Consider the following 24,320-nt stretch of genomic DNA (forward strand, 5'->3'; position numbering starts at 1 on the left):
GTTCAACCTAACTGCAATCTTCATGGACAGGAGCTTGGGAATATTCTTGGGTATAAACTTGCTGCCACAAATACTTAACATAAGATTTAGTCGCAGGTAGCAGTTGACCTTGAGTCGCTAAATCTGTCGCGGTACGGTCTAAAATCCGTAAATCAATAGCACTAAGCCGTTTCCGTCGGTTAGTCGAAGATAGAAGCCAAACCAGTTTGTACATCGTGCCAGGATCTCTGGTCAAATTCGGATTTGACCAAGCTAAGGCTAAGGTACTCTGGGGATCGCGAGCCGATAATCTATCGGTCTGATCCCAGTATCCTCGCTGACGGAGTTGCTGGTAAAACGATTGTTCAATTGTCATAGGGCAATCCCCTTCTAGCAATCCCCTGTGGCAACCCAACCAGGGGTATGTATAAGCTATCTTAACAATTTATTAATATTTTAGCAAAAAATCTGTCTAAACATAGCAATAACCAGATGGGGGAGAGTTCAGAGAGAGCTTTCACGATCCACTAGCCACTTGACCTAAACGATAAGTAAAAGATCTCATCACTCAAGTCCGTATTCATCCAGTAACCAATAGGTAGTCATTTTCCCTCGACCTTTTACATTAAATATTCCACGTTTTTCCAATTTAAATCTGTATTTGAGCTGATCGTAAGTAGCTTGGGTAACTTGAATTTTACCGGGTAAACCCTGGGATTCCATGCGAGAAGCTACATTCACCGTATCTCCCCACAAATCCAATTGCAATTTACTCATCCCAATCACACCCGCGACAACTGGGCCTGTATTCATGCCAATCCGTAATTGAAAGGGTCGATTTTTAAAGGTTTCCATCTCTTTTTCTAGGGTCAAAGGGCGATGAAACTCTTTGATCTTATGTTGCATGGCTAAAGCCAATTTAGCTACCCTCTCAACCGAGTTATCTGGCTTTGGATGGGGCTGAACCGGTAATCCGCCCACCACCATATAAGCATCGCCGATGGTTTTAATTTTTTCGAGTCCATAATGCTTGGTCAGTTTATCGAAACTGGAAAAAATTTCATTGAGTAAGGTTACCAAATCAGTAGAATCGAGTTGGGCAGATAGCTCAGTAAAGCCGACTAAATCTGCAAACAAAACTGTAGCTTCAGGTAAATGATCGGCAATGGTATGACGATTTTTTTTTAACTTTTCAGCAATATATTGGGGCAAAATATTTAAGAGGAGTTCCTCGGACATTCTTCTTTGTTTTCGCAACTCCTCTTCCATCTTTCGTTTTTCTGTGATGTTGCGTACAGTTCCTTCAAAATATAGCAGTTCTCCCTGGTTATTGGTAATTTTACGAACACTTTCAGAAATCCAAATTTTATCTCCATTCTTGCAATAAATTTCTGATTCAAATTCCTCCACATAATCATAAAGCTCCATATAGGCTAAGAATTCATCTCGACGTTGAGGACGGACATAAAAATCTTGATTAACATCAGAAACTGCCTGGATCAGTTCCTGGGGCGAATCATATCCATAGAGTTTAGCTAGGGCTAAATTGGCTTTAATAAATTTACCCTCTGGATTGGTTTGAAACATGCCATCAATAGCATTTTCAAAAATACTGCGATAATTTTCTTCAGCTTGTTTGCGAGCTTGAGCGTGTTCTTTGAGGAGGTTTTGCAAATTAAGTAGACTTAATTGAATGTTGATTTTAGAGAGAACTTCTTCAACTTGAATCGGTTTCGTGATGTAATCGCTTCCACCTACTTGAAAGGCTCGTTTCTTATCTAATTCACCGTTTAATGCACTGACAAAAATAACGGGAATCGATCGATATTGAGGGTCGGATTTAATTTGTTCGCAGAGTTCGTAGCCATCTATATGAGGCATCATAATATCGACCAGGATCAAATCGGGTTGAGAAGAGCGCACAGCATTGATGGCTAATTCACCATTAATGGCTTTACGGACACGATATCCTTGTTGTGTGAGAATGTGGGATAAAAAGCGGATATTATTTGGGTTATCATCAACGACTAAAATATCCTGACAAGAGTGTAAAGTGGTGTGATCCTGCATGATCTAAATTCCCAAGAAGAAAGGGGAGCTGTGTATAAATGGCCAAAATTCCAGAGCCTCGATCGCTTCTTTCCCGTTATAACACTACTATCTTAGAGCCTCGATCGCCTCTACTGTGGCATCGAGAATGCGATCGAGACGGTAATCATGGAGTAAACCAGCGATCGCCTCCCGTAAATTAGACTGAGTATCTGGAATCTCTTGCAGGAGCTTCGAGATCGAGTCTTCATCGGCTTCAGTTGCCCCTTGATGTAACGCCATCAGCCAATCGATCGGCATCCCCATTAACTGCTCTCCACTTAAAATACCATCGGTTGGGTGAACTCGATGTTCCATATTTTCCTCAGTATGGGAGGAAGTGTAGATATACTCAACCCCTAAATAATCCCGAATTTTTTCTAATAAAACTGCTTGTGAAACTGGTTTATGGACTAATTCATTACATCCAGCCTCTTCAATTAAGGCTTGATCTTCTTCTAAAGCACTGGCTGTGAGGGCTAAAATGGGAATAGCAGAGGTGCTAGTCTCCTGTTGCTCTTGCTGACGAATAGAGCGAGCGGCTGAATAACCATCCATGACTGGCATTCGTAAATCCATCCAGATCAAATCAGGAGACCCATTTCTCCACAGCTCTAAGGCTTGCTGACCATTTTCGGCTTCGAGTACCTGAAATCCTAGGGGTTGGAGCTGCTTTAAAAGCAGTCGCCGATTTTCCCAATGGTCATCAACGACTAAAATGCGGTAGGCGGGTTGATTCGGAGCTAAGGCGATCGCCTGTTTTTCCGGTATCTGTTTGGGAATCTCTTCTGGTTGTGCTGTTCGCAAAGGGATCTGGAAACTCACTAATGTCCCCACTCCCACCTCCGAAGATACCCAAATATTCCCCCCCATCAGTTGCAGCAGTTGTTTACAAATGGTCAAACCTAATCCCGTCCCTTGTCCAGAATTGAGACCGGAGGTGGTTTGCATAAAGGGTTCAAATAATAAAGGCAATTCCTCCGAGGCTATTCCTTCTCCAGTGTCTTGAACTTCCCAGATATAATCTTGGATCAGGGGATGCTGCCGATCGGGAGTTGGAAACACCCGAAGATGGACTTCTCCGATATGGGTGAATTTTAGACTATTGGATAATAAATTCATTAAGATTTGACGGAGTTTCCCCTGATCGGTGATGACCCAGGAGGGAACATTCGGAGCGAGGGTGACTGATATGACGAGTCCTTTCTCGTCAGCTTTCAGTTTTAACACATCTTTTACTTCATCAACTAATCGATACAGATTAAAACAGGTTTCTTCGAGACTAATTTTACCGGCTTCAATTTTTGATAAGGACAGAATATCATTAATCAGTTCTAATAAGTGTTCGCCACTGCGATTGATAATGTTTAGATACTCTTGATATTCAGAAGTTAAACTTACTTCACGTTTAACAATTTGGGTAAAGCCTAAAATCGCATTCAGGGGAGTGCGTAGTTCATGGCTCATGCGAGCAATAAATTGACTTTTGGTCTGATTGGCAATTTCGGCTGCTTGTTTCGCGCTTTGTAGGGCGATTTGAGTTTGTTTGCGAGCTGTCGCATCCATACCAACACTCAGGATACCCATCGCTTCTCCTGACTCATGGTAGAGAATACGATTTGTCCATTCTATCCACACGCGATCGCCATTCTTGAGTTGGTTTTCGTTTTCATAGATCCGATACTTTTCTGTATGCTCTAAAATATCATCAATTATAGGATATAATGTATGCCCCTCTGTATCTTTAACAGGAACAATTGTGCCTTTGATATTTTTGCCAAGAATTTCGGCTTCTGTATAACCAAAAAAGTTTTGGGCAAATTCGTTAAAAAAGAGAATGTTACCCTGGCGATCGATTTTTATGATCAGGCTGTTAGCACAATCGACTAATTGACGGTACTTGGTTTCACTTTCTCGTAGGGCTAATTCAATCCGTTTGCGTTCTTCTATTTCTTGCTGCAATAAACGATATTGTTCGTTTAGGCGATCTTTGGCTAATTTCAGGTCTGTAACATCAGTTTGCACGCCAATATAATAGAGTAATTTTTGTTGCTCATTAAAAACGGGAGACAAGGACAGATCGTTCCAAAATACTGTACCGTCTTTGCGGTAATTTTTGAGGGTGACTTGGCAATTTTTTTTCTCTTTTAGGGCTTGTCTTAAAAGAGCTAAGTCGGGTTGATCTCGATCTTCTCCTTGCAAAATACTACAAGTGCGACCGAGAATTTCCGCTTCGGTATAACCGGTTAGTTTTTCAAATCCTGGATTGACATAGACAATCGGATTGCCTGGTTTCGTGGAGTCACTAATAATAATACCATTGGTGCTGGCGGCGATCGCTCGCTCTAATAATCCGAGTTTCTTTTCTGACTCTTTTTGATCAGTAATATCACGGCAAACCCAAATGGCAGTATTCTGGGTTAAGGGAGAAATTGTACCCATAAACCAATAGTCTTTTTCTTGAATAGGCCAACAATATTCCAGGTTTTCTATGGTTTCTTGGTGTTCAATAACATATCGAGTCCAATAGCGCTTCAAGTTAACCAGTTCAGGGGGAAGTAGGCTCTGTATCTTGTCATTTAAGTAAGATGAATGGGGATCAAAATGATTGAACTGCATTGCATATTGAGTCGGTGCAACTTTAATGCACTCACCATCTGGATTGAAGACGATGATGAGTTCATCGATTGCTCCAAACATCGCTAAAAGCTCATTTAAAGTACGGTTTTCTTGGTGTATTCTTTGATGGTCGATATAACTCTCGACTTTAACACGCAGTTCAATTAAGCTGGAGTGAGAGACCAGGTAATCTCTCACTCCAGCTTCAAACACCTTGATTCTGTCTACCGCAGCACCGGAAGAATTAATCGCTAAAATTGGTATATTTCCATACTCTGGATGGGAACTGAGAATCCCACAAGCGTCTAAGGAGAGAAAGCTAGAGAGACCGACTTCTAAGATAATTAAACTGGGATCGACTGCCTCAACCAAGGGCAGGACTTGAGCCAAATCCGTGACCCATTCAACCTGATACCCTTGTTCGATTAAAAACTCAGAGAGCCAAGCTAACGCTTCGGGTTGAGGATGAGCGATCATCACGTGAACAGATGAAGAGGGGGGAGGATAAAGCATAAGTGCAAATTCCCAAGATAACAATAGGACACTGAAGCACAATCACAAGTCTGTCTATTGTGCTTGAATGTACAACCTGGGCTAAGTCTGATTTATGTTTATGATACTGGCAAATCTCCATTTCGTTAATCTTTCAGTCCTCTCCTTGTCCCCGATCGATTGTTCCCAGCTATGAATAGGCATAAAAATGCACCCCGCGATCGCAGGGTGCATTGTGGCGTTTTGGGTTAGTTTTTCATCGCCGCTTGCGTCTGAGAAGCCATCCAGAGATGGAAGAGGAAGAACTCCGTGCGATCGCCCAATTCAACCAAGAACATCCCTTCTTCTGCTTGGGGGTTCGAGGTCAACCAAGTGCCTTGCAAGGTTACTTCCATATAATCGCAATCTACCCGATCTAAGGTAATCCGGTTATCCACCTGATGGCGTACCTGGCTCTCTAACAACCGCATTTCCCGTAAATCCGCAGGCAATAGGAAAGAGGCTGTAGTTTTTTCCAACGAGATGGGTTCACCAACGCGCAACAGGAAGGTTAAGCGAGCAGTCACCCAATCTTCCAGGGAGGTAGCAAAGCGCTCTAGATGAAAATCATTGTCTAAATAGGTTAACTTCAACATGCTGTCTTTGCCTCCTTACGCATCCAGGTCTCTTTGATGTTCTCGCCAGAACTGTTCCGCAAATACCACGGCCGGGTGGATCGGGGCTTTCGGTTGAGTTCGGAGTTTGAGGCCGGATTGTTCTGGGGTGCGATCGCCCTTTCGAGAATTACAAGATCCACAAGCGATCACCACATTATCCCAAGTATGTTGACCTCCTTTTGACCGAGGGATCACATGATCGATGGTCAAATTCTTCTTATAGCCACAGTATTGGCACATATGTTTATCTCGCCGCAACAGTTCTTTACGGTTAACGGGAGGCGTTTTCCAAATGCCCTCTGTCCCCGCAAAAGTCAATCGGATATGTTCAGGAACCATCAGCACTAAATTAGGAGAGCGAACCATCCATTGTTGTCCTTTGACCAAATCCAGGGGTTCCGCTTTTCCGGTGACCAAAAGGGCGATCGCCCGTTTGAGATTAATTCGGCTGACAGGCAGGTAGTTTTTAGAGAATACTACCACCGATTGACTTAAAACATGGGTTGCACTGGTCACGACTAAGTTCCTCATAAAATCACCCCCGCTTCGGCTTAGGAACGAAGCGGGGGTAAACACAACAGGAGAATGCTTTGAGTTTTACCCAGGTACACTCTGAAATTTGTACCTTTGGCTTCGCTGATCAGTTCGGATGTTTGTCTCTAGCACATCCGCAATTATGGGATTTAAGGGTTCAGAATAATTTCTCAAACCGCAAGACATTCCGATCGCTCCCATTTTCTGACCCCAATCCCCTGTCTCTCCATAGAGACCTAAGCCACTGAAGCCGTGTCGATCGCGGCTAGGGCATAGGTGGGTTGATGGGGAAAAATCAGGAATCACAGGAATTTTTGGCTGCAAGATGTAAGGATTGACTTTTAAATACTACACTGATATTACAGAGTTGTCCACCCATTGAGGAAAAAAATCATGTACACCCTCCCAAGAACATCCACAACCGACATGGAAGTGACAAGCATTCGCTTGGAAAAAGAACTCAAACAACAGCTCAAGAAGCTGGCTGGCAATCAGGGCTATCAAGCTATGGTGCGAGATATTCTCTGGAACTATGTGCAACAGCGATCGGATGACTATCAATGTCACTATCATCCGGAAGACATTCGCTCTACGATAGAGGCGATCGCCCATCAAGAAGAACGCTGTGCCATTACCGGCAACCCCATTCACCCCAATCAACCCATGTTACTCGGTCTCACCCATCACGGGGAATTTGTGCCCCTCAGTCCCCACGCCCTGCCATAACCCCATCCTGAATGAAACAATAAGCCACAATGTACCCCGCGATCGTCCTGCCCAGATGGATTGCGATCGCGGGGTGCTGTCATCGGATTGATCCTTTCTTTCTTCAAGCCACGCCAAAATCTGTGTATTGACGCACATAGGGAGGATGGAAGCCTAAAATAATATCCTCTGCGGGAACGCCTAGTTCTACCAACTCTTCGGCTACAGAAATATTGGTTCCGTCGTGTTGAATCCAGATTTTGCCGTCAATAATATCAATATGAATCACGGAACCATGGACGCGCCGTTGGTTATCCCAACCTACATGCATTAATTCATAGCGATCGCGCTCCAAATCCAGGATAACCTCCGGCTCAATCTCCCCATTAGAGGGTTTATATTGCCCATATTTGAGGATCAGATTACGCACCAATTCGCGATAGTTCTCTAGGGTATCCATTGGATCGATCTCCTTGCCACTTCATCAAAAACGATCAGTTTGATATCCCAATTTCTTACAATAAGCTGACCTAACTTTTCCGTCAAAATTGTTTCATAGGTTCGTTTGGGAACTGCAAGATAGAGCATCCGTTCCGGTTGCAGCTCTGCCAGGATGCTTTGATATATTCCATATTGTCCTAGCGCATCGCCCAGATCGGTGACTGGAGAAGACTTGAGGAAACTTTTAATTTCCACAGCTATCTTAAGATTTCCCTTTTGCGCGGCGATCGCACTTCGTTCTGCTCCCAGATCCACAAATAAATCCCGACCTCCATAAGATAAATAGAGGGGATCGTCCGTAATTGTCCAACCTTCATCAATGAGAAGTTGGACAACGAGATCGTGATAGAGATCCTTTGCAGGCATGTAAGGGAGAGTTTTGGCAGACTATGAAAGTTATACCATATCGGATATAGATTGACTCAAAACCTGACTAGGACAAGCCATTAAACGAGGACACACTGATAAATGAGGAAGCAGTAAAGACGGATGAACTGGTATTATTGACAATTCCCAAGACTTGATTGCTGCCATTGACACTAATCACGGTACTGTTATTGCTAGTGGAGAAAATGGACAGGTTGAAAAAGCTGAGATTACCAGTAAGGACAATTTGATCGATGCCAACCTGGAAATCTTGAATGATATCGGCATTATTGATGTTGGTATTGCTGGTATTCACGCGCAAGACAAAGGCATCCGCACCTTCTCCACCGTTGAGAATATCAGTACCAAAATCGCCGACGAGGAAATCATTTCCGAGTCCACCACTGAGGAAATCATTCCCTTGTCCTCCATGAACTACATCATTACCGTCGCCACCGCTCACGATATCATCACCGCGATCGCCTCGAACGGCATCGTCACCGCGATCGCCACTGACAAAATCATTACCTTGGCCCCCATGACCGGTATCATTGCCTTGACCGCAGAAAACGTTGTCATTTCCAGTGTTTCCACTCACGAAGTCATTACCGGTATTGCCATTAATGACATCATCGCCTCCCAGACCATGCAGTTGGTCGTTACCGCCTAAGCCCTGCATGTTGTCGTTATTTGCACTTCCTATTAATACATCACTTCCTGGAGTCCCGATAGGGGGAGATAACATTGGATCTCCCGGTTGTGGGGAGGGTGCTGGAGAAGGCGATGGTGGGGCAGAAGGATCGGAAGGAGGAGTTGGTGATGGAGTTGGTGCGATCGGAGGTGTTGGAGTCGGTGATGGAGTGGGAACTGGAGGTGGTGTTGGAGTCGGAGTAGGTGTCGGGGTTGGGGTTGGAGTTGGAGTTGGAGTCGGAGTTGGAGTCGGAGTCGGAGTCGGGGTTGGGGTTGGAGTCGGGGTTGGGAGATCTGATCCGGTACTAAGTTTAATAATATAGCCATCTCCATCTCCAGCACTGAGTAAGTCAACAATGCCATCATTATCAATATCGATGTTCTCTCTAAACGTTCCAGTGGCAATCAGATTATCGCCGGGATCTGTGGCAAGCTGAACGCCAAAATCTTCGCTAGTGCTGCCAACATTTGTTGCCCAATCTAGGGAACCATTGCTGTTAAACTGAGCAATGTAAGCATCTCCGCCGCCAGCGCTGGTTACATCAGCAACTCCATCTCCATTTAAGTCGTGCGCTCCTTCAAACCGGCCGCTGACAAATACATTACCCTTGCTGTCAGTGGTGATTTGTGCTTGACCAATATTTGTGCCTAAATTATGTGCCCAGGCAAATGTGCTATCACTATTAAATTTAGCCAAGTAAGTATTGCCAAGTTCAGCACCAATGAGGTCGAGAGTACCATCTCCATCAATATCGATATTGCCCCCAAAGAAACCAGTCGTAAAGACATTTCCGGCATTGTCGGTGGCGATCGCGATACCAAATTCGTTATCACCGAATACGGTATCGTCATTGCCGATACTGGTAGACCAAGCGAGAGCGCCATTGCTGTTAAACTTAACAATGTAAGCGTCATTACCGCCAGCACTGGTCAGATCGATCGCTCCATCACCATCAATATCGATCGCACCTTGAAACGTTCCCGTGGCGATCGGATTGCCCAAATTATCCGTAGTAACGCCACTTCCCAATTCATTATTACCACTGCCTCCAATCGTGTTAGCCCATGCTAAGTTACCATTACTATCCAATCGGGCAATGTAGGGATCGTCGCCTCCAGCACTGGTAAGATCGGCAGTGCCATCTCCGTCAATATCGATGCTTCCGGTGAACGTGCCAGAGATAAAGATATTATTCGAGTTGTCTGTAGCAATACCAAAACCACGACTGTTATCACCACTGATACTGGGAACATTTTGTATGGATTTAGCCCAAGCCAAAGTCCCATTGCTGTTAAATTTAGCAATGTAAGGGCTGAAAAAGTTGGCAGAATTATTGGTGAGTTCGGCGATACCATCTCCATTGAGGTCAAGGGATGTTGAACTAGCAAAAGAACCGATGATCAATACATCGCCAGCACTATCGGTAGCGATGTTGCTCAAGAAATGAGTACCTTGTTGACCAGTTCCATTCAGCTCAGTTCCCCAAAGTACAGAGCCATCATTGGTAAATTTCGTCAGGTAGAGGTCGCGTTCTCGATCGCGATCGATCAGATCGAGGGTTCCATCGCCATTAATGTCGATATTTTGCTGGAAATTACCAACAGAAAAAATATTACCCGCACTATCTGTAGAGAGTAAAGCACCTTCATCGATTAGGCTGTTGCCAATACTCCTAGCCCAGACTAAATCGGGTGGCGTTCCCGGTGTGGGTGTGGGGGTTGGAGTCGGGGTTGGTGTGGTGCTGGTGAGGTAGCGTTGGGCGTAAATACCTGTGCCATCGCCATCTTGTTCTTCGCTTTCCCAAACAATAGCGACTTGTCCATTCCCTCCTAGGGCAATATCGGGATTGCGTTGATCGCGATCGGTAAAGGTATTAACCTGGAATTCTTCACCATCGGGTTGCCCTTGAGCATCATAGCGTTGAGCATAAACTCCTCGCCCGCTACCATCTTGAAGACCGCTCTCCCAAGTGATGATAAAGCTACCATCATTATCCATGCTCACTTCTGGAGCAAGCTGTTCGGCAATGATGGTGGTATTCACCTGAAATTCCGCGCCCATGGGATTACCATCACTGCCATAGCGTTGGGCAAAAACCCCTTCTAGGCTGCCGTCTTGATTCATACTTTCCCAAGTAATCACAAATTGCCCACTGGCATTCATGGAGACGGATGGGTTACGCTGATCGCCGGTAGTCAAGGTATTGACTCTAAACTCGCTGCCAACTGGATTACCGGTATTGTCATAGCGTTGAGCATAAATGCCTTCACCACTGTCATCTTGGCCGTTGCTCTGCCATGCGACAATAAAATTACCACTGTTATCCATGCCTATGGAGGGGAAACTTTGGAAATCAGTGGTAAAAGTATTGACTTGGAATTCCGAGCCTTGGGGAGTTCCATTACTGTCATAGCGTTGGGCAAAAATGCCGTTAAGGTCTCCATCTTGATCGAAACTAGACCAAGCAATGACAAAGTTGCCATTGGCATCTAGAGCAACGGAAGATGATTCCTGGAAGCTCTCAGTTGTCCTATTGACTTGGAATTCTCCACCTTGCGGGGAGCCATCACTACCATAGCGTTGGGCATAGACTCCATTTTCACTACCATCTTGATTAAAGCTTGTCCAAGTAATGACAAAGTTGCCATTGGGAGCGAAGGCAATTGAAGGCGAAAATTGGAAGTCTTCGGTTGTGGTATTGACTTGGAATTCTCCACCTTGAGGAGAGCCTGCATTATCATAACGCTGGCCATACACTCCCGATTCGCTGCCATCTTGACCAAAACTTGTCCAAGTGACGACAGCATTACCATTTGCATCCAGTGCAACTTCGGGTGCGTCTTGGAAATCGGTAGTTGTGGTATTCACCAGAAATTCAGCACCAACAGGATTAACAGGCATCAGTTTTTTCTCCTTGGATAGTTCAGGGTAAAAGCAATAGATTAAGTAGCAATATCACTTGATTGCAATTGGCGTTTTTGCCAGTGTTTCCTGGGTTAGCTTCTTTGCTAGATAACCAACCCAGGTTAAGTTTTTCAGGAGCTAGTCAAAGAAGTATTCAATACTTGATTTTCTAATTGACTAGATCAACTGTTGCAGAGCATGGTCGGAATCCACTATTTAGATTACCAGTTAAATCAATAGGTCGTATTTGCTCATAATCTATTTGTGACCTACTTGTACTAGTTAAAGCTACCCCTAAGAACCCTCCACGACGTGTATCACATTCACCATTACCGAGTGCATAGCCACTATTGGTAATTTCAAAGCGGTATGTTCCTCTTCTCCTGCGACTAGGTGGAATGTCAACCCTATAATATCCCAACCCTCTAAGTTGACTGCCGGTAATCTCAAGTCTCCAAGCATCATTCTCTGGTACTACATAGTTAACAGTCAGGATTGCTGAAGACTGATAGGGAATTTGAGAACGACTCAAAGTAGCTTCAAACAATTCACTATTAAGTGGTTCATCACACACATCTAATCCTAATGCCTCCCGAAGTGTTGTACGAAGTAGCTCATTTTGCTCTTTTGCATCAGAAATAGCCAAATCAAAAGTATATTCTGCAATACCCTCAGCTATGTCATCATCAAGGAATTTAAATAATTTATCAGCAAACGGTATAGGTGGTGGAGATCCTGGCTCGCCAAACATTAACCAACAAGTGGCATCGACTATGAAACTGGTAGAAAACGCTGCTAAAATTACACCAGAAGATGCCACAAAACCTGCTGTTGTAACCGCAGCACCGAGAGCTGGTACAACTGCCCCTGCAAATTTTAAGCCCAAAATTCCTAGACTCCAAGCACCAACTGCATCAGAAAGTGCTCCCAGGAGATTACATAATCCTTGACCAAACTCACAAATTCTAGCCAAAGCAAATTGATTATAGCTGTTGGGTCGTCGCCGAGAACGATCGGGTAGTGATGTAGCACTAGGACTAGGAAAACGTATCGAGCCGGTTTGATAATCTCCTATATAAGTGCCTAGTGCATATCCACCTCTGTTACTAACAGTAAACTGCTCAAGGTTTCCCGTGTTAACTGAGGTACTATTAATCGTCATCCCATTACCTTCAGGGTCATACTGAACTTCAAAAGAAGGTAAGCCGCAAGCTTCACGACTGGCAGAAACAAAGCGCATTGACTCCTGATATACCCGGTCTCCATCCTTGCGAATGGTGGTAATAAACTGACAGCCTTCTCCTCCAAGACTTTCCAGATATAGTTCCACCAGTTGGGAAGAAAGAACATTCACCTTAGAGAAAGCAAATTCCAGGTTTTTCTTCGTAATATCATCCTCTGGAATAACCTCATCTAAAGTTAGAGTAAAGTCTCCTTCTCGACTCCCCGTACACCGGCCCATCGGTGTCACTGTTCCGGAATATTCTTCAGGATTATTTCTGTTCACCGTGCCTTCAAATTCCTGTATAAATCCTTCTTCTGTTAAGGGATAAATCGTCAGTTCAACCCGCTCTCCTCTGCTTCTAATCGTACCGGTGATTGAAGCTGTCGGGTCTTGACTCGCTGATGGACGAATAACACCACTGAGTTGATTCCCCGATCGAATTAAATTAACTTCCTCATCTCCCTGAATTGAACACCGACCCCCAGAATTAGGCACTCGATATTCAGGAAACTCTAACGTCCAAATTGTATAACCAGTCGGCGGAGTTGCCTGAGCGATTTGATTCGACAACCCCTCCCATAAATCTCGATCTACTGGTTGACTCACCACCCCAGAAGTGGCAGCCACACTCCTACCAGAAACCTTGGCTGCTGTGGCAATACACAAGCCAGAGTCCGCCCCCAAAAGACCGCACAATACAACAGCAAGAAGGCGATTAATCCAACTTCCATGGACTAAAATTAAGCCCAAAAAACTGACGATTCCTAAAATCAACCAACGCAGGTGACGCATTATTTTTTCCTCAAAAAAAGTTGACTAATTTTGCAAACAATCCATTCATTTTTAGTGATTTTTACATAAGATACTAACTGGAAAGTCCCTCTCCCTAAATCCCTCTCCCACGGGAGAGGGACTTTCCCCCTTCTCCTGCGGGAGAAGGGGGCAGGGGGATGAGGGCGACGGGTCTAGGATTCATTAAAATTGGTATCGATAGACTGTTCTCAATCCTCAGTCCCCAGAAACTTAGCCATGATTGTACCAAAGGTCAGTCATATTTAGGTTAAAAAAATCTAAAAAAATCAGCAAAATACCTTAAACTTTTGTTCTAAAAGTAGCAAAAAGTAGCGTTTAGTGTCATATGGTAGCATTTGGTGTAGTCTTTCCGGCTGTACATCTCCCAGAAGCCCTGTGATAAAGTAAAGAAAAACTCCTCCTCAACCTATGCAACTCGAATACCACCCCAGAGATTACTACCCCTCAGCACAAGATTTACCTGACTCAGATGAGACTCCTGTGGATAACGAACTGCAAGATCTAATTCCCACTCTCCTCAAAGCGATGCTGGCTTCCATTTGGGCGGAGCGCATGGATTGGTTTTTTGGCGTGGATATGGGAATTTACACCGATCCTAATCAACCAGCCATTGTCCCCGATGGTTTTTTGAGTATCGGTGTCCCTAGAATTACCTAGAATTATGGGTGAAGGTTTGCGCTTATCCTATGTTCTTTGGGAAGAGCAACAAGTTCCCACTTTAGTGTTAGAAGTAGTTTCGCAAACGAGAAGAGGAGAATATAGCCAGAAAAAACAACAATATGCACAACTGGGAGTTCCCTACTCTGTCATTTATAATCCCCTGCGGACACAACAACCCAGATTAGAAGTGCATCAACTCAAGGGAGGTGCATATCAATTATTATCGGGGGAACCCGTGTGGTTACCGGAACTCAATTTAGGTATAGGTAGAGAGCGAGGGACGTATCAAGGGATAGAGAGAGAATGGCTCTATTGGTACGATGAAGAGGGAAAACGCTATCTGACTCCAGAGGAAAGATGCCTTCGCGCCGAATCTGAGTTACAACAGCTACGGGAGAAACTCCGACAATTAAATATCGATCCCGATACTCTATTATAGTTGCCCAACAGCAACTCCCAGAAAAAACTCGGTTCCCTAAATCAGGGTAACCGAGCCTTTAACTAGGTAAAATTTTACCTATTAATTAGAGAAAACATTAGCATTTACACGGCTTCAGCCTCCTCCACCTCAACCGCATCCACATTAAACGCAGCCTCAGTCTTCTTGCGATCCAGCTTCAAATACAATACCCCTAACGGAGGCAAACACAACTCAATCGAATGGGGATAATTATGGAACCACCACTCATCCGTCCATTTACCCCCCAAATTCCCCATATTGCTACCCCCGTATTCATAGGAATCGCTATTAAACAACTCCGTATAGAATCCCGGTTCAGGAACCCCAATCCGATAATGGGAATGAGGTTGGGGCGTAAAGTTACACACAATCACCAAAAAGTCATCGCTCTCCTTATCCCGACGGATAAAGGACACCACACTATGGTTATTATCATTACAATCAATCCAAGAAAATCCCTCTTGGCCAAAATCCTGAGTATAGAGCGCCGGTTCGCTCCGATACAGAGCATTAATATTGCACATAAACTTCTTCAGCTTTTGATGGGGTTCATACTGCAACAATTGCCACTCTAGATCGCTCCAAGCATTCCACTCACTCCACTGCCCAAACTCCATCCCCATAAACAAAGTTTTCTTACCGGGATGAGCATACATATAACTAAACAAAGCCCGCACACTAGCAAACTTTTGCCAATGGGTCGGATCATCCGTTGGCCCAGGCATCTTACCAATAATGCTACTCTTACAATGCACCACCTCATCATGGGAGAGCGCCAGCATAAAATTCTCACTATAGTGATACATAATGCTGAACGTCACATTATTTTGATGGAATTGGCGGAACCAAGGATCAAGGCTGAAGTAGTCCAACATATCATGCATCCAGCCCATATTCCACTTCAAATTGAAGCCCAAACCGCCCACATACGTTGGCCAAGAAACCATCGGCCAAGAAGTCGATTCTTCCGCCACCGAAATCGTTCCAGGGAAATAACTAAACAAGCAATGATTCACCTGACGCAAGAAATCAGCCGCTTCAATATGTTCATGACCTCCATATTGGTTAGCCACCCATTCCCCATCTTTCCGCAGATAATTCAGATAGAGCATAGACGCAACCGCATCCACCCGCATTCCATCAATGTGGAATTTGTCATACCAGAATAAAGCATTCGCCACCAAAAAGTTGCGGACTTCATTACGGCCATAGTTAAACACTAAGGTTCCCCATTCCTTATGTTCCCCTTTCCGAGGGTCAGCATGTTCATAGAGATGGGTTCCATCAAAGAACGCCAAACCATGACCATCTTTAGGAAAGTGTCCGGGAACCCAGTCTACTAAAACCCCAATCCCATTTTGGTGACATTGATCGACAAAGTACATCAAATCTTGGGGGGTTCCAAACCGGGAAGTCGCTGCATAATAACCCGTCACTTGGTAACCCCAACTGCCATCAAAGGGATGTTCAGCAATAGGAAGCAATTCAATATGGGTAAAACCGAGTTCCTTAACATAGGGAACCAGTTTATGGGCCAGTTCGCGATAGGTGAGGAAGCGACCACCGGGGTTGAGTTCCGAGGTAATGACTACCGGTTCAGTTTCGCCATTCGGCAGTTTAGCCGGTTCTTCTGAAGACGCATGAAGCCATGAGCCTAAATGGAGTTCATAGACCGAGATGGGTTTGGTTAGGGGGTCGGTATTGCGTCTTTCTTCCATCCAGTCCCTATCATTCCAAGTGTAGTCATCCAGGTCGGTGACAATAGAGCTGGTTTTGGGCCGCACTTCTTGTTGGAACCCATAGGGGTCTGATTTTTCGTAGATATGTCCGGCTGGATTTTTAATTTCGTATTTGTAGAGTGTGTTTACACCCAGGTCAGGAATGAAGAGTTCCCACACTCCGTTACCCGTGCGGCGCATTTGGTGCTGACGGCCATCCCAGTTGTTGAAGGTTCCCAGGACGGAGACGTTGCGAGCATTGGGGGCCCAGACGGCAAAATAAACCCCTTTTACGCCATCAACGGTCATTAGGTGAGCGCCGAGTTTTTCGTAGATGCGGTGATGGTTCCCTTCGGCAAACAGGTGAATGTCAAATTCGGTGAGTTTGGGAGACCTGAAGGCGTAGGGGTCGTAAATGATGCGCTCGTGTTCGCCTTCTTTGACGCGCAGTTGGTAGTTACTTAGTTCAGGAATGTCAATGCTGCACTCGAAGAAGTGAGGGTTGTGTACCGACTGCATGGGGTATTCTTGGCGTTGTTCCGGGAGTACCACCGATACAGCTTCGGCGTTGGGTTGATAGGCTCGCACAACCCAGGTTGATTTACCGTTATTCTCTATTTTGTGGGGGCCAAGAACTTCAAAGGGGTCATGATGTTGGTTCCATACAATGCGATCGATTTGGTCGGTGGCAATGGTCATTGACATTTAATTATCCTTCCTTAAGTTTAAGAAATTTGATTGGCTTTGGTGGGTGTCCCCAACTGGGTCAGGATGATTACATTTTGTTTATATTTGATATTTGACCATAAATCCTATGCCAATAGGAACAAATTTGGGGATTGAACATGGGGAACGATCCTGGGGACTGTATCACATTACCTTTAAAGGAGGTCACGCCAATAGGCAATATGGAGTAATAGGTACTCCCCCTATCCCCCTAAGCCTGGAGGTAGGGCTTCTCCACAGTGTTGATGAATTTCCTGTATTCTTTCAAATAGCCAGGGATATTGGGTTCTGTAGTGGGGAATGAGCGCTAGGGGACTCAATAGAGCGGCAGCAGCAATATCGGCGATGCTGATTTGTCCTCCGATCAGATAGGGTTGATGTTGCCAGGTGTCACCTAAGATTTTGAGTCCGACTTCTAGGCGTTGGGTGGCGAGGGTAACGGCACGGGGATTAATGTTGTATTGGGTTTTAACGATTTGAATCACGGCTTGGCTAAACCAGGAGGGGTCGATCGCTTTTCCTTCTCCAGAGCGATAATGATAGTAAATGAAGCGGGTGGCGACTCCTAGGCTTTCGTCGAGCCAGTCTTCGAGGAGTTCGGCTTGCTGTTGTTGGTGGCGATCGCCTAAAATCAGACTCGGCTCAGGATACTCTTTTTCCAAATACTGCCAAATTTCGGTCGAATCACCAATTGCTCCATCCTCCGATAGCAGTACCGGAACCGTTTGCCCCCCAGTTAAGGGTTTCACTCGCAGAATATGAATCCCAGGCGTTAAGTTCTCCACTTCATAGGCAATTTTTTTATAGCCCAAAATCAAGCGAGCCTTACGACAGTAATGAGAGGTACTAAATTGCAGTAGACGCATGTTTATTCTTTTCCGTACAGATATTCAACCACTTGGTTAAAGTAAATTTGGGCCACCTTATCCTCTGGGCAAATCCGGATACATTCTTCAAAATAGGAAATCGCTTGGTGAAAGGATTGCAAGTAGTAAAAGGTTAATCCCTGTTCAAATATAGTTTTGGTTTCCATTTTAGCCCTCCGGATCGGTTCTGGATCGGCATTGAAGACTTCAAATACAGAAACCCGTTCCGATTTTCCTTTCACTCTTACTTTATCAATAATACGGATTTGATAACGACTGTCATGGTGCAACCGTAAAAAGGTATGTTCAGAAATCAGTAAAGGAACCTTATAATTTTTAGTTAACCCCTCTAACCGGGATGCTAAATTCACCGCATCACTAATGACGGTGCTATCCATTCTATTTTTCCCCCCGACGGTTCCAATCATCATTAAACCCGTATTAATCCCAATGCCAATATTCAGTTTTGGCCGTCCTGGACGACCCCGTGTTTCATTATAACTGTGCAGTTCCTCAAGCATAGTAATTGCTGCTTGCACGGCATCATCAGCACTACCATTAAAGATGGCCATTATGGCATCTCCAATATATTTGTCAATAAACCCATGGTTCTCTACAATCGGCAGTTCCATCCGAGACAAATAAGCATTAATAAACTTAAAATTATCTTCTGGACTCATGGCTTCTGACAAGCTAGTGAAATCACGAATATCAGAAAATAAAATTGACATTTCTTGCTGCACATGGTTGCCAATGTCAACATCTAAGATACTTTCTTTATGTAAAAGCTGAATAAATTCTTGAGGAACAAATCGCCCATAAGCATTTTTGAGTTCTACCTCTAAATTTAAGGCGTTTTCCAAGTCACTTAAGGCAATTTCTAGGTTGGTATTCACCTCAAACATATCTTCAATAAACTGTTGACGCTCGGCTTCTGCTGATTTGCGCTCAGTAATTTCTTCAATAAACCCTTGATAATAGAGAAGATTACCCTCTTGATCGTGAACACTACGAGCATTCTCGGAAATCCAAATAATTGTACCATCCTTACGATAGACCTGAGACTCAAACCCAGCAACTTCATGGTTTTCTTGCATCAACTCTAGAAATTCTTTTCGTCGTTCTAGATCCACATACAGTTCTTCTTCTATATTAGTAATACTATCAATTAAATCCTGTGGAGAATTATAACCATAAATTCTGGCTAATGCGGGATTTGCGCTCACATATTTACCATCAGGAGTCGATTGAAAAATGCCTTCTAAAGCACTTTCAAAGATCCGACGATATTTATCTTCTGCTTGCTTCAAAGATTCAATCAAATAAGCCTGTTCTTGGTTCAGCTTTTCCAAGTCCGTATTCGCTTGTTGTAAGCGGACATTAGTATCGATTAACATTTGCTCTTGGGCGTAGCTATTGAGAGCTTCTCGAATGGTTAATCGCAAATCTTCAATTTGCCAAGGCTTGGTCAAATAGCGATATAAATTGGCATAATTGACTACATTTCTCATTCCTTCAATATCGGCTTGTCCCGTTAGCATTATTTTAATCGTTTTAGGACAAATTTCATGAATTTTTTGCAGCAGTTCATCCCCTTTCATTCTGGGCATCATGTAATCTGATATAACTAAGACTACTTCATTATTTTCTTCTAAACACTTCTGAATAATATCTAAAGCGCTACCCCCACTTTCTGCCAACTCTACCTGATAAGATTTGCCAAACTCTCGCCTCAACATTCTCTTGAGACTGTCTAAAATAAAATGCTCGTCATCGACACATAGAATTACCGGTTTATTCATAAGGAATTTGAGTCGAAAAAATCAAGTAAAAGTAAGTTGGCATTTGCAGATAAAGCTAAACTTGATCTTGGGGATACATCTGAACTTGCTGGAGTCCTGATTTTATGGTTTCGATTAGTTTATCCTGATTCCAAGGTTTAGCGATAGATTCATAAAGGTTGGCATATTTTTGCGCCCGTTCAATGGCTGACTTATCTGCTTGTCCGGTCAACATGACCTTAATAGCTTTGGGGAACTTTTGATGAACATGAATTAAAAATTCATCTCCTTTTACACCGGGCATCAGCCAATCCGATACAATGACAATTAAATTATCATCATTCTCTTGGAGTTCTTCAATAATTTCCCAAGCTTCATCAGCACTTTCTGCCAGTTCATAAAGATAATTGTCAAAAAAAGCATTTTTGAGTTGAATTTTGAGACTATTTAGGACAACACTTTCATCATCCACACATAAAATAATAGGTTTAGGCATGGGAATCAACCTCCTGATTTGATAAGGGTAATGAAATGATAAATTCAGTATTTCCAGGAACCGAGTTTACTTCAATTTTGCCTTCATGTTTATCAATTATTTTTTTGACTATATCTAACCCTAATCCGCTTCCTTCGCCAGGGGCTTTTGTGGTAAAAAATGCATCAAATATACGAGGTCGAACTTCCGGTGATATTCCTGAGCCGGTATCTGTGATTTTTACCTGAATATGGTCGCTTTTTAGAACGACATCAATCTTTAAGGTTCCTTCATAATTCATCGCTTGTAATGCATTGTGAATTAAGTTAGTCCACACCTGATTAAGTTCATCCGGATAACACCAGATGGGGGGGGTGTCTTGGTAGTTTCTAAGAACATCAACTCCTTTTTTGAATTTATTTTGATACAAAGTAAGCACGGTTTCTAGACCTGAAGTAATCTTGGTCAATTCTTTGTTATTCTGTAAATCATGTCTGGCATAACATTTGAGCGCAAACACAACTTTTGCGGCTTGACTTGTGGCTGTAGAAACGGTTTTCACGCTTTTCTGAATACTGGAAATTTGATAAGCCATATTCAGAACTTTAGTGTTTTCTGGTTTGGCTAATTCGGGAATGATATTGTCGATTTGGTTATAAATTCCAATATCTACTAAAGTATCAGCGATCGCGTCTGCTTGTTCAACTTCATTATCTTCGAGTTGGCGCACTAAGGCTCTGCGATATTTCCGTTTTTCTCGACTCGATATATGCTCATTGGATTGGTCGATTTGATTGCTGAGTTTGTAGAAGAATTTTTTCTGCTCTTCTGTGATTGTTTCAAAGAATTCAGGAAATTCTTCAAGGGTGCGATGAAAAAAATCAGTTAAGTTATCGACAGAAGCACGAATGGCTCCTAGAGGGGTATTGATTTCATGGGCAACTCCAGCAATAAGTTGCCCTAGGGCGGCCATTTTCTCGGATTGAATTAACTGAGATTGGGTTAATTTTAGTTGTTCTAAGGTGAATTCAAGCTCTTGATTTTTTTCTTGAAGCTGAGTTTGCAAGAAGTTGTTGTCTAAATGGGTTTTGACGCGGACTAAAACTTCATCAATTTCAAAGGGCTTGGTAATATAATCAACTGCTCCTAAATGAAATCCTTTGACTTTATCGAAGACTTCATTCATGGCGGTGATGAAAACGATGGGGATAGATTGGGTTTTGGGATTGCTTTTGAGCTTTTCACAGAGTTCATAACCATTAATTCCTGGCATCATGATATCGAGTAAAATTAAATCTGGGGGACTGGCTTCAATGGCAGACAGGGCTAAATTTCCGTTAGGAACAGGGCGGACTTTATAAGCGTTTTCGCGCAAAATTTTTACTAAAAGTCGGAGGTTTTCGGGGGTATCGTCAACGACTAAAATATCGGGTTTAGGGGGTGAAAGGTGCTGAGTAGTCATGATTTTAAGTAGGGAGAGTCAAATAAAAATTAAAGTTTAAGGATTGAAGTTATACCAGAAGTGCTGGTGACCCGACCCAGAGAGTTGAAGGAGGGTGAGCGATCGCCGCGATCGGCTTCGCCATACCTTCGGGAAGGCCTCTTGCTTCTCTATCACCATACAATCTAATGCACAAAGCGTGACCCCCAGATAGTAGACTAAACAGTACCTAGGCTTGACCCCATTGTAGAGCCATAGGTAATCGTAAAAATGTCTAATCCAGAAATACACTTGAACCTATGACCACAACCGATCCAGTAAAACTGATGAAACAAGAGGTGGGTAAAGCAGCAGCATCCAAGGTAAAATCGGGGATGATTGTTGGTTTAGGAACCGGATCAACCACCGCTTATGCGATTGAATATATCGGCGATCGCCTGAAATCGGGCGAAATTGAAAATATCGTTGGTATTCCCACCTCCTTTCAAGCAGAAGTTCTGGCTAGACAATATGGTATCCCCTTAACTACCCTAGATGTGATTGACCATATGGATTTGGCCATTGATGGTGCTGATGAGGTCGATCCTAACAAAAACTTGATTAAAGGCGGAGGTGCTGCCCATACTCGTGAAAAAATTGTCGATAGCTTGGCCGACCAGTTTATTGTGGTGGTAGACTCCGGTAAGCTGGTCGATCGCCTGGGATCTACGTTTCTCCTACCCGTAGAAGCGATGCCTATGGCTATGACTACGGTGATGAAAGCCTTAGAAAAACTCGGCGGTAAACCCCAACTGCGGATGGGGGTCAAAAAAGCAGGGCCGGTGATCACCGACCAAGGCAATATGGTTATTGATGTTAAGTTTGACTCCATTGATAACCCGGTTGAACTGGAAAAAACCATTAACAATATTCCTGGAGTCCTAGAAAATGGGCTGTTTGTTGGTGTGGCTGACCTGATCCTAGTCGGAGAGGTCAAAGACGGTCAACCGTCAGTACGGGAATTCTAAGAGCGCTACGCGCTGGTAATGGGTAATGGGTAATGGGTCATCCTCCCCATTCCCCCATTCCATAAGTCAAAGAACTCCCTCAGACCCCAAATTCAATATAAATCGGGCAATATTAAAATAAATTAGCACGCCTAAAACATCCACCGCAGTCGTAATAAAGGGCGCAGACATGAGAGCCGGATCGAGGCCCAAGGAGCGAAACAAAAACGGTAATCCGGAACCGGCAACAGAGGCTAAAATCGAAATGCCTAACAGGGATATGCCCACCGCGATCGCAACGGCGAGGTTAACCTTGAGCAAAAACAATGCCCCTAGGGTAGCTAAAATGCCCAAAGTTGCCCCTAACATAGAGCCAGCAATCCCCTCCCGGAATACAACTTGAGGCACGCCTAGAGAGCGAAATTCATCCGTATTTAGCCCGCGAATTACTACCGTTGAGGACTGCGATCCCACATTCCCCCCGGTTCCGGTGAGCAGGGGAATAAACGCGGACAGGACGGCATATCTCACAATTAATTCTTCTTGCGATTGAATAATAAACCCAGTGACGGCATTGGTTCCCAGTAAAATCAGCAGCCACATCACCCGTCGTTGGGCGACCCTCCACAAACTCATCTGGAAATAATTATCGCCATCGGACTGAACCCCCCCAAAGGCATAAATATCTTCGGTCGCTTCTTGTTCCAGAATGTCAATTACATCATCAACGGTAATGATCCCCACTAACCGTTCTTCTCGGTCTACGACTGGAACCGCCAAAAAATCATAGCGCTGGATCAGTCGGGCGACTTCTTCTTGATCCGTATTGGTATGGACAAATACCGTTTCGCTGGTCATCACATCAGCAATTTTTTGATTGGGTTGGGCGATGATCAGATCCCGTAGAGAGACAATTCCCGTCAGACGACGAGCGCTATCGGTGACATACAAATAAAAGACCGTTTCGCTGACATGGGATAAGTTGCGAATGCGTTCAATACTCTCGCTAACCGTATAGTTCTCCTTCAAGGCTAGATATTCTGGGGTCATGATCCGACCCGCACTATCTGGTTCATATCCCAGAAGTAAGTTGGTCGTCGCCCGTTCTGAGGGACTCATATGATCGAGTACCCGTCTGACAATTTTGGCGGGAAGTTCGTCAAACAGCCTCGCTCGGTCATCGGGAGACATTTTATCGACGATATCGATCACTTCTTGGCGCTGAAATTTTTCTAAGAGAGACTGTTGTACGGAAGAGTCGAGATTTTCGTAGACATCGATCGCCTCAGCTTTCGAGAGTAAACGAAAGGCGATCGCCTGCATCGCCTCTGGTAATCCTTCAATGGCTTCGGCTATATCCGCCGGTTGTACGGGCACTAAAATGGCTTTAGCCCCCTGATAATCTTGGGCTTCCAGGAGGACTTGCAGTTGTTGACGCACCAATTCTCGTAACTCACGACGAGAGGGTAGGGAGGTGGTTGTTTCTTCAGTCACGGCAGGCCTCCTAAACTGAGTCGATGGCTGGATCTAGTGTAGTGGGTCTTGTCCCGGATTTATAGGAATGGGGAGATGGGGAGGAGTGCCTATTGCCTATTGCCTATTGCCTATTGCCTATTGCCTATTGCCTATTGCCT

General features: G+C 44.1%; 18 protein-coding genes and 1 pseudogene. 3 read left to right on the top strand and 16 right to left on the bottom strand.

All coding sequences use genetic code 11. The features are described from left to right. Positions 1-7: 7 nt before the first annotated feature. The 5 genes from PMG25_RS04040 to PMG25_RS04060 all read right to left on the bottom strand — a co-directional run bounded on the left by PMG25_RS04040 (position 8) and on the right by PMG25_RS04060 (position 6,365). A complete protein-coding gene (locus PMG25_RS04040) occupies positions 8-355 on the bottom strand; it encodes a hypothetical protein (RefSeq protein WP_283765626.1) in 348 nt (115 codons plus the stop codon). A 188-nt stretch (positions 356-543) separates the two neighbouring features. Then, a complete protein-coding gene (locus tag PMG25_RS04045; protein WP_283765627.1) occupies positions 544-2,049 on the bottom strand; it encodes an adenylate/guanylate cyclase domain-containing protein in 1,506 nt (501 codons plus the stop codon). 87 nt (positions 2,050-2,136) lie between these two features. Beyond that, positions 2,137-5,199 (bottom strand): PAS domain S-box protein, encoded by a 3,063-nt coding sequence (locus tag PMG25_RS04050; protein ID WP_283765628.1) that lies wholly within the window; start codon positions 5,197-5,199, stop codon positions 2,137-2,139. A gap of 227 nt (positions 5,200-5,426) precedes the next feature. Then, positions 5,427-5,813 (bottom strand): alr0857 family protein, encoded by a 387-nt coding sequence (locus tag PMG25_RS04055; RefSeq protein WP_283765629.1) that lies wholly within the window; start codon positions 5,811-5,813, stop codon positions 5,427-5,429. A gap of 15 nt (positions 5,814-5,828) precedes the next feature. Continuing rightward, entirely contained in the window at positions 5,829-6,365 is a 537-nt protein-coding gene (locus tag PMG25_RS04060) for an HNH endonuclease (protein WP_283765630.1), read from the bottom strand. 396 nt (positions 6,366-6,761) lie between these two features. On the opposite strand from PMG25_RS04060, the gene PMG25_RS04065 reads away from it, so the two are divergent. Further along, positions 6,762-7,094, top strand: coding sequence for a ribbon-helix-helix domain-containing protein (locus PMG25_RS04065; protein ID WP_283765631.1), 333 nt, complete (start codon positions 6,762-6,764; stop codon positions 7,092-7,094). 103 nt (positions 7,095-7,197) lie between these two features. Here PMG25_RS04065 and PMG25_RS04070 read toward each other — a convergent pair whose 3' ends face one another. The 4 genes from PMG25_RS04070 to PMG25_RS04085 all read right to left on the bottom strand — a co-directional run bounded on the left by PMG25_RS04070 (position 7,198) and on the right by PMG25_RS04085 (position 13,552). Then, a complete protein-coding gene (locus PMG25_RS04070) occupies positions 7,198-7,533 on the bottom strand; it encodes a XisI protein (protein WP_283765632.1) in 336 nt (111 codons plus the stop codon). Beyond that, on the bottom strand, positions 7,521-7,940 hold the full coding sequence (locus PMG25_RS04075; protein WP_283753768.1) for an element excision factor XisH family protein: 420 nt from the start codon (positions 7,938-7,940) through the stop codon (positions 7,521-7,523). Before PMG25_RS04075 ends, PMG25_RS04070 begins: the two co-directional genes overlap by 13 nt. A gap of 67 nt (positions 7,941-8,007) precedes the next feature. Beyond that, entirely contained in the window at positions 8,008-11,532 is a 3,525-nt protein-coding gene (locus tag PMG25_RS04080) for a hypothetical protein (protein ID WP_283765633.1), read from the bottom strand. Positions 11,533-11,704: 172 nt separating this feature from the next. Then, positions 11,705-13,552: a hypothetical protein gene (locus tag PMG25_RS04085; RefSeq protein ID WP_283765634.1), complete on the bottom strand. Its 1,848-nt coding sequence runs from the start codon at positions 13,550-13,552 to the stop codon at positions 11,705-11,707. A 429-nt stretch (positions 13,553-13,981) separates the two neighbouring features. On the opposite strand from PMG25_RS04085, the pseudogene PMG25_RS24380 reads away from it, so the two are divergent. Next, positions 13,982-14,672: pseudogene (locus PMG25_RS24380) on the top strand (Uma2 family endonuclease). A 104-nt stretch (positions 14,673-14,776) separates the two neighbouring features. Here PMG25_RS24380 and glgB read toward each other — a convergent pair. The 6 genes from glgB to PMG25_RS04125 all read right to left on the bottom strand — a co-directional run bounded on the left by glgB (position 14,777) and on the right by PMG25_RS04125 (position 21,880). Beyond that, entirely contained in the window at positions 14,777-17,116 is a 2,340-nt protein-coding gene (glgB, locus tag PMG25_RS04100; protein WP_283765637.1) for a 1,4-alpha-glucan branching enzyme, read from the bottom strand. A gap of 224 nt (positions 17,117-17,340) precedes the next feature. Then, positions 17,341-18,003 carry a glutathione S-transferase gene (locus tag PMG25_RS04105; protein ID WP_283765638.1) on the bottom strand — a complete coding sequence of 221 codons (663 nt, stop codon included), beginning with the start codon at positions 18,001-18,003 and terminating at the stop codon, positions 17,341-17,343. A gap of 2 nt (positions 18,004-18,005) precedes the next feature. Continuing rightward, positions 18,006-19,805 (bottom strand): adenylate/guanylate cyclase domain-containing protein, encoded by a 1,800-nt coding sequence (locus PMG25_RS04110; protein WP_283765639.1) that lies wholly within the window; start codon positions 19,803-19,805, stop codon positions 18,006-18,008. A 55-nt stretch (positions 19,806-19,860) separates the two neighbouring features. Further along, complete coding sequence (locus tag PMG25_RS04115) at positions 19,861-20,280, bottom strand: response regulator (protein WP_283765640.1); 420 nt, start codon at positions 20,278-20,280, stop codon at positions 19,861-19,863. Next, entirely contained in the window at positions 20,273-21,721 is a 1,449-nt protein-coding gene (locus PMG25_RS04120; RefSeq protein WP_283765641.1) for a response regulator, read from the bottom strand. The genes PMG25_RS04115 and PMG25_RS04120 overlap by 8 nt, the downstream gene beginning before the upstream one ends. A 36-nt stretch (positions 21,722-21,757) precedes the next feature. Beyond that, on the bottom strand, positions 21,758-21,880 hold the full coding sequence (locus PMG25_RS04125; protein ID WP_283765642.1) for a hypothetical protein: 123 nt from the start codon (positions 21,878-21,880) through the stop codon (positions 21,758-21,760). Between the two features lie 119 nt (positions 21,881-21,999). Between PMG25_RS04125 and rpiA the strand changes: the two genes are divergently transcribed. Then, positions 22,000-22,707 (top strand): ribose-5-phosphate isomerase RpiA, encoded by a 708-nt coding sequence (rpiA, locus tag PMG25_RS04130; RefSeq protein WP_283765643.1) that lies wholly within the window; start codon positions 22,000-22,002, stop codon positions 22,705-22,707. Positions 22,708-22,773: 66 nt separating this feature from the next. On the opposite strand, the gene mgtE is transcribed toward rpiA, so the two are convergent. Further along, entirely contained in the window at positions 22,774-24,180 is a 1,407-nt protein-coding gene (gene mgtE, locus PMG25_RS04135; protein WP_283765644.1) for a magnesium transporter, read from the bottom strand. Between the last annotated feature and the right edge of the window lie 140 nt (positions 24,181-24,320).

Origin of the sequence: Roseofilum capinflatum BLCC-M114, from assembly GCF_030068505.1 — a bacterium.
Taxonomy (GTDB): domain Bacteria; phylum Cyanobacteriota; class Cyanobacteriia; order Cyanobacteriales; family Desertifilaceae; genus Roseofilum; species Roseofilum capinflatum.

Coding starts and splice junctions, on each gene's coding strand:
- PMG25_RS04040 (WP_283765626.1), bottom strand. CDS start 355: ATGACAATTGAACAATCGTTTTACCAGCAACTCCGTCAGCGAGGATAC.
- PMG25_RS04045 (WP_283765627.1), bottom strand. CDS start 2,049: ATGCAGGATCACACCACTTTACACTCTTGTCAGGATATTTTAGTCGTT.
- PMG25_RS04050 (WP_283765628.1), bottom strand. CDS start 5,199: ATGCTTTATCCTCCCCCCTCTTCATCTGTTCACGTGATGATCGCTCAT.
- PMG25_RS04055 (WP_283765629.1), bottom strand. CDS start 5,813: ATGTTGAAGTTAACCTATTTAGACAATGATTTTCATCTAGAGCGCTTT.
- PMG25_RS04060 (WP_283765630.1), bottom strand. CDS start 6,365: ATGAGGAACTTAGTCGTGACCAGTGCAACCCATGTTTTAAGTCAATCG.
- PMG25_RS04065 (WP_283765631.1), top strand. CDS start 6,762: ATGTACACCCTCCCAAGAACATCCACAACCGACATGGAAGTGACAAGC.
- PMG25_RS04070 (WP_283765632.1), bottom strand. CDS start 7,533: ATGGATACCCTAGAGAACTATCGCGAATTGGTGCGTAATCTGATCCTC.
- PMG25_RS04075 (WP_283753768.1), bottom strand. CDS start 7,940: ATGCCTGCAAAGGATCTCTATCACGATCTCGTTGTCCAACTTCTCATT.
- PMG25_RS04080 (WP_283765633.1), bottom strand. CDS start 11,532: ATGCCTGTTAATCCTGTTGGTGCTGAATTTCTGGTGAATACCACAACT.
- PMG25_RS04085 (WP_283765634.1), bottom strand. CDS start 13,552: ATGCGTCACCTGCGTTGGTTGATTTTAGGAATCGTCAGTTTTTTGGGC.
- glgB (WP_283765637.1), bottom strand. CDS start 17,116: ATGTCAATGACCATTGCCACCGACCAAATCGATCGCATTGTATGGAAC.
- PMG25_RS04105 (WP_283765638.1), bottom strand. CDS start 18,003: ATGCGTCTACTGCAATTTAGTACCTCTCATTACTGTCGTAAGGCTCGC.
- PMG25_RS04110 (WP_283765639.1), bottom strand. CDS start 19,805: ATGAATAAACCGGTAATTCTATGTGTCGATGACGAGCATTTTATTTTA.
- PMG25_RS04115 (WP_283765640.1), bottom strand. CDS start 20,280: ATGCCTAAACCTATTATTTTATGTGTGGATGATGAAAGTGTTGTCCTA.
- PMG25_RS04120 (WP_283765641.1), bottom strand. CDS start 21,721: ATGACTACTCAGCACCTTTCACCCCCTAAACCCGATATTTTAGTCGTT.
- PMG25_RS04125 (WP_283765642.1), bottom strand. CDS start 21,880: ATGGTGATAGAGAAGCAAGAGGCCTTCCCGAAGGTATGGCGAAGCCGA.
- rpiA (WP_283765643.1), top strand. CDS start 22,000: ATGACCACAACCGATCCAGTAAAACTGATGAAACAAGAGGTGGGTAAA.